The 6,000-nt window shown below is 69.7% G+C and carries 6 protein-coding genes; 1 reads left to right on the top strand and 5 read right to left on the bottom strand.

From position 1 onward, the window contains the following. The first annotated feature begins 932 nt into the window (after positions 1 to 932). The gene (locus tag ACFWI9_RS22850; protein ID WP_387164647.1) at positions 933 to 2,291 is read left to right on the top strand and encodes a hypothetical protein; all 1,359 of its coding nucleotides are present in this window, start codon (positions 933 to 935) and stop codon (positions 2,289 to 2,291) included. A 508-nt stretch (positions 2,292 to 2,799) separates the two neighbouring features. Here ACFWI9_RS22850 and ACFWI9_RS22845 read toward each other — a convergent pair. From ACFWI9_RS22845 to ACFWI9_RS22825, 5 genes are all read right to left on the bottom strand, one after another. Then, complete coding sequence (locus ACFWI9_RS22845) at positions 2,800 to 2,955, bottom strand: hypothetical protein (protein WP_387164646.1); 156 nt, start codon at positions 2,953 to 2,955, stop codon at positions 2,800 to 2,802. 162 nt (positions 2,956 to 3,117) lie between these two features. After that, a complete protein-coding gene (locus ACFWI9_RS22840; RefSeq protein ID WP_387164652.1) occupies positions 3,118 to 3,402 on the bottom strand; it encodes a hypothetical protein in 285 nt (94 codons plus the stop codon). Continuing rightward, positions 3,294 to 3,602: a DUF6192 family protein gene (locus ACFWI9_RS22835; protein WP_387164645.1), complete on the bottom strand. Its 309-nt coding sequence runs from the start codon at positions 3,600 to 3,602 to the stop codon at positions 3,294 to 3,296. Before ACFWI9_RS22835 ends, ACFWI9_RS22840 begins: the two co-directional genes overlap by 109 nt. A 28-nt stretch (positions 3,603 to 3,630) precedes the next feature. Then, complete coding sequence (locus ACFWI9_RS22830; RefSeq protein WP_387164644.1) at positions 3,631 to 4,857, bottom strand: PP2C family protein-serine/threonine phosphatase; 1,227 nt, start codon at positions 4,855 to 4,857, stop codon at positions 3,631 to 3,633. Between the two features lie 687 nt (positions 4,858 to 5,544). After that, positions 5,545 to 5,925, bottom strand: a complete 381-nt coding sequence (locus ACFWI9_RS22825) for a DUF2267 domain-containing protein (RefSeq protein ID WP_387164651.1) — start codon at positions 5,923 to 5,925, stop codon at positions 5,545 to 5,547. Positions 5,926 to 6,000 lie beyond the last annotated feature (75 nt).

The raw sequence follows: 6,000 nt of genomic DNA, 5'->3' as shown, positions 1-6,000 counted from the left end.
TGCCGCCGCCGCCATCACCAGGGACAGCAGCAGCCCCAGCACGTACCGGCCCAACCGCCCGCTCGACGGCATCCTTCCAGGGCGACCACTGAACGCGGCAAGTCCCCCCGCCCCATCCCCCGCCACCCGACTTCGGCTCTGGCCCATCTCATTCCCTTCGCTACGGACACGACGACGCCCCGACCGCGTAGTTGCGCACCCACACGACCGGGCGCAAAGGCATCGCCAGATGACCACCCCCCTCCATGCAGCAGCCACCCGACCCGCATCAAGCCTCTGATCAGCAACCCGATCGGCCGCACACCCGCCCCGAGGGGGCAGCAGCGACGCCGGCAGCTCCGTACTGGCGTGCCCTCGGTCGCGAGTGCCGGCGCGGGCAGAGCCGGGCCGCGTGGGAGGAATGTTGAGCGGCCGGGCGGATGTCGATCGGGTACTCAGTCCGTCCGAGATCTCCGCGGCTGCTCGAATCACGCGGCGGCGCTGTCATCGAACTGCCCGGGGGTGTTCGCGGACACTCCGCGCGCAAATGACCGGAGACACTGGCCTGATCCAGTACCTATCGGGAAGCGGCACCTTGCGAGGTCGCGCATCACGGCCAGCCCGCACTCCAGGTGTCTGTGCGGGGGCCGGACCCCGGGGACCCGCCCGAGGCTTTCAAGGGAACGGTGCCCCGGGTGGAAGGCCGGGAGGGACCTGACTCCTTCCCGGCCGCCCTGGCAGGTACCAGCTACTCGCGCGGCCAGTCGCTGGGCACCGCGGGATCGGCGTCGAGCAGGTGGGGAGTGTGACGGCCGCGTGGGCTGATCGCGTGACGGCCCGACCAGTACACGTGTCGCCAGCTTTGCTCACAGACATTCGTTTTATGTTCATGCTGCCGGTCCGTCCCCTGCGAGGCCGTGTAGGGCAGAGTCAGAGGCAGCGGAGGAAAGCCCGTGGGTCGGCGGAGTGTGAGCCTGGGAATGGCGGCGGGACTGCTGCTCGCGGGAGTGGCGGCGGTCCCCGCGCACGCGGCGGTGGTGAACGTGGCGTGCACGGAAGCGGCGCTGCGTACGGCGATCGCCAACTCCAACGCGGGCACCGGTGACACGCTGATCCTTGCGTCGTACTGCCCCTACGTCCTCACCGACGCAGGCGGTGGTGCCCTGCCGCAGATCAGCCAGCCGCTGATCATCCAGGGCAACAACGCCACCATCAAACGCGACACAGCCGCATCCAACTTCCGCATCTTCGACGTCGGTGCCACCTCACTCACCATGGACACCCTCACCGTCATGAACGGCCAAGGCGGCAATGGCGGCGGAGTCTTTCTCAACACCAGCGGCGGGTCCCTGACCACCACCGACGTGAACTTCCAGGGCAACGGCGGTGCCAACGGCGGTGGGATCTTCGCCGCGGCCGGCACGTCGGTCTCTCTCACCGGCGGCACGGTCAGCGACAACCGCTCCACCGGACTGGGCGGCGGCATCGCGGGCGTCAGCACGGCCTCGCTCACCCTGGACTCGGTGACCGTGGTCCGTAACCGCAGCGGTTCGTTCGGCGGAGGTGTCAGCCTCAACACCTCCACGCCCGCGATGATCACGAGCAGCACCATCAGCAACAACACAGCGTCCGCAGGCGGTGGGGGCACCGTCTACGCCGGCTCATCGTCTCTGACCGTCACCGACAGCACGATCACGAACAACCGGGTCACCAGCAGCACCCAGGGCGGCGCCGGGATCCGGTTCGCCGCGTCCAGCACGGGCACCGGGATGATCACAGGCTCCACGGTCAGCGGCAACACCGTCACCGGCTACACGGACATCGTCTCCGGCAACCGGGGCGGCGGAATCCACGTCTCGGGCGGCACGCTTACCGTGGACAGCACCACCGTCAGCGGCAACCAACTGGTCGGAGCTTTCGGACAAGGCGGGGGGATCGCGGCGGACGAGGCCGTAGCGGCATCCGCGCTGACCCTGCAGAACGGCACCGCCCTCACCGCCAACCTCGCCTCCGGCCGCTACTCGCAGGGCGGCGGCCTCTACGCCGGCAACACCTCCGACGTGTCGGTGGACACATCAAGCGTCGACAGCAACAAGGTCACCGGCACCGGCTCCGCCGCCGCGGGCCTCTACAACAACGGCGCCAACGTCACATTCACCGGCGCCACCGTCAACAACAACACGGCCCCCAGCGCCCCCGCACCCGGCGGTGTGTACACCACGGTCCCGATCGGGGCCGGCGGCACCGTTACCGGCAACTTCCCCACGAACTGCCTCTTCAGCCCCCAGCCCGTCACCGGCTGCATCGGCTGACCTCTGCGTCCAGACCCCCATGCCCCGCGCCCCGCGCCGCCCACAGACTCCGGCGCGGGGCACGGCACATACGCACGACACGACCCCACACGGCCCGCACACACCAGACCGGCACCAGACGCGGAGCGCCCCTCCCCCGGCCCGGGACTGCACCCTGGCCCATCAGCGAAAGCTGGGCAGCCCTCGTGGCACCCGCACCGGCCCGGCACCTCACCGAAGGTTCCATCAGACCGTGCGAGACGTGCCGCCCCACGGTGCGGCTTCAATAGGGCGCGCGGGACATCGAGCGACGTCAGGCGGGAGTGTCTGCGGCGGAGGCGGGACAGGGGCCATTAACCTCGTGACCAGGCCCGACCGTTTTGCGCTTCCCTGAACCGACGCGACGCGGGAGGGCCCCTCAGTACAGCGACTGACCGGCACGGCGCGCGGGCCGCCTGGCGCGGGTCGTCACTCGTCCTCGCCGAATCGCCGTGGGGAGCGCCCGGGGCCGATGGGCGTCACGAGCCACTCAGTCCGCGTCCGTCTGGACCGGCCGCGCCTGAGCCTTGTTCAAGGCGCGGAGGATGGCCCATGCCAGGTCATCGGTTCTCGAAGTCGTCCAGGTCGACATCAAGAAGCGGTCGATCGTGGCGGCGATGATCTCGGCTTTGACGTCGTCGTTCACGGCTGGTCCCTTCGGTGGAAATGCTGCCGGTCGGTGCGTATGGGGGCGGTTTCGAGGGGACTTCGGATGTCGCTGCTCCTTTCTCTGCTCGCGGGCTGGTGGTGTGGCTGTACTCGCTGCACATCCGAGGTGCAGCGGGCACCGGCCCGCGAGCGCCCCTGGTCAGTACTTGGCGTCGATGTAGTCGATGCCGGTCAGCTCTACCTCCTCCAGTTGCTGCGCGCGGGCGCCGCGTTCCTGGAAGTAGAGCTCCTTGGCCGCCTGGGCCAGGACCTCGTTCGGGCTCTCGGTGCTGCGTCCAGCCTGGGCGTCCAGGAGGCGGCCGGCCCAGGAGGCGGTCAGGTAGAGGGGAGGATCGCGGTGAACCGCTCCTCCTCGTTCGAGATGGCCGCCAGGATTCGGTGGACCGTGAAGGACACGTGGGCCTGCCGGTGCTGTTCGGGCCATCGCGAAGCGACCCACCGGGCTCCGTTCACTGCTGAGCAGTCCGAGCGTCGGCCGTACGAGGACGCCGAATGGTGGTCCGGGAAGATCGCGCGGGCGTTTGAGGCTCGCCCCGCAGGGTTGGGCGTGGTGGCTTTGGCCGAGGATCCGCGTACGTACGCGCGGTGATTCTCGACGGGTACGGCGTCTTTGGCCTGACACACGCCTCGTTTTGGCGGGTCCTGGGGACCGTCAGCGTGGGGGGTGCCATTCGGCCAGGACGATGGTGGCGTCGTCGTGTAGCCGTTGTTCTTGGTGAACGAAGATTTCCTGGAGCAGGCGGCGGAGGGCTTCGGGGGCGGGGAGTCCGTTGGCCATGGCGCGGACGACGATGTCGGCAAGGCGTTGTTCTCCGAACAGTTCGCCGGTGGCCGAGCGTGCCTCGGTGACACCGTCGGTGAACAGCAGCACCCGGTCGCCGGGTTGTAGGTGGGCTGTGTGGACGGGCGGGGGTGGCATGTCGTACCCGGTCAGCCCGAGTGGCAGGTCGGGGGTGCGCTCGAGCGCACCGGTCACGATGTGGCGGTCGCGGATCAGCAGCGGGGGCGGATGGCCGCAGTTGATCCAGTCCAGTCGGCCGGTGGTGGTATCGAGGTCGGCGATGACGCAGGTCAGCAAGCGGTCGGGGATCCAGCGCTGCATAGTCAGGTCGATCTGTTTGGCGATGTCGTCGAGGCGGCCGCCGGCGCGGCGGGTGGAGCGGCAGGCGGCCAGCGCTGCGGCGCTGCAGCCGCCGGAGGCGAGGTCGTGTCCCATGGCGTCCAGGAGCGTCAGGTGCAGCGCTTCTCCGGCGAGGCTGTGGTCGTAGGCGTCGCCGCCTGCGTCGTAGGCGGGTTCCAGGACGGCGCTTGAGGTGACCGCGGTGGTGCCGATGGTGCGCGGTGGCAGGAACGCCCACAGGAGTTCCGCCTGCTGGCTCATCGGCCGGGTGCGCATGGTCTGGGCCAGGATGTCGCTGTAGGGCTGCTTGGTCGCCAGAATCATGGCGACCAAGGAAGCAAGAGCCTCACACCGCTTGAGCAGCGGGGGATCGAATTCCGGTGCGATCACGCGCAGCACGCCGACGCGGCCGATGCCGTCCACGATGGGGACCCATCCCGTGCGCCCCGAGGCGTTCACGTGCTTGGTGAGTTTCGCCGTCTCGGTGCGGTAGGCGTGTCCGGCGAGGGAGGTGTCGACGGGCAGTGCCTCCAGGTCTGCGGCAGCGCCGTCGGCGGTGAGCCGTTGCGCCTGCCCGGGAGTGGGTAGCGCGACCAGCTCGCGTTGCTGCAGGTCGGCCACGTACACGCGGGCCTGGGACAGTCCCAGTCGCCCCGCGGCTTCCTGTACCAGCTCGGGGATTTGGCGCGGGGCGAGGCGGTGGGACGCGGCCAGTACATCGGCCAGGACCGAGCCCCAATCGTCGCTCGCTACTGGCACCAGCCTGCCCTTCGCCGTCGGGCCACCGAAGACCCAGCCATCTCATCATCCGCCGAGGCCCGTCGACCGTGTCGGGTGCCGCGCCGGAACGAGGGAGCAGTTCACCGGGCCGGAACCGAAGAGCGCCATGCCGCTACTGGCGCTCTCGCTGCACCCGGGGGGGGGCCGCGCGCTGGTGTGGCGATTCTCGCCCCGGTCTCGCAGTAAACCCGACGGCAGCCAGGCGCTCGTGCAGCGACTCGCGGTCTCCGACGTCGCCAGGCGTCCGCAACAGTCAGGTGGTGTTGCTTCAGCGACGGTCCCGTCACTGCGCGGGCACGGGGCTGCCATCGGCGAGCCTCGGGTGGGCGCTCGGACACGACACTGTGCACCTTGAAGATCGGGCCGGGCAGCTCATCCGGAGGTCGGATTGGATCGACCTGGGGATGGGCACGGCTCCCGACGCCGGGCGCGGTGCCGGGAGCCGCCGACGGCACCGGATCCGAGAGGACCGGCCAGTGCACGCGTCGGTCCACCAACGTCCCCACAGCCCGAAGGACACGCGCCTGCGGCCATCTGGGGGCATCCTCTCGGAGCCGGTCATCCGCCCACCGGGGACATTGCGTTCATGGGGGCGCGAAGTCTCATCTCCCGGTCCGATAGCGGGCGTCAGCGCTGGTATGCCGGCATCGCCGGGCACGTCGTTGTCTACGCGGCGGGGGCGAGTGCGGCACGGCCGAACAGCAGGGCGTAGCCGGTGGGGAGTTGGTGGATGATGCGGGTGATCAGGTCAGGGTCGGCGTAGGCGGCGATGGCGGCAAAGACGGCGCCGGTGTCCCAGCGGGTGGTTGCCGGGGTGGCGCCGGTGCGGGCGGTGAGGTCCTTGACGAAGGCCCAGCCGGTCAGCATCTGAGGCTCGGGGATCTCCGCGGTCAGCACGCGTGCGGCTTCCAGGGGCAGGCAGCCGGCGAGGTCGACGCGTTCCTCGCCGGTCAGCTGGCGTCCCAGTCCGCCCAGTACCAGGCGGACGGCTTCGTCGGCTCTCTCGAGGGTGGGGTAGGCGCCTTCATAGCGGACCTTCTCCAGCATCTGCTTGTACGCCGTCCCGGACCACTGCGGGATAGGTGCGTGCTGGTCGGCGATCACGTGCGTGGGTTCCTTTCG

The organism is Streptomyces sp. NPDC127084 (assembly GCF_042724175.1).
Classification (GTDB): domain Bacteria; phylum Actinomycetota; class Actinomycetes; order Streptomycetales; family Streptomycetaceae; genus Streptomyces.
The sequence above is the reverse complement of the archived record's forward strand: the minus strand, read 5'-3'. Positions and strand labels throughout refer to the sequence as shown.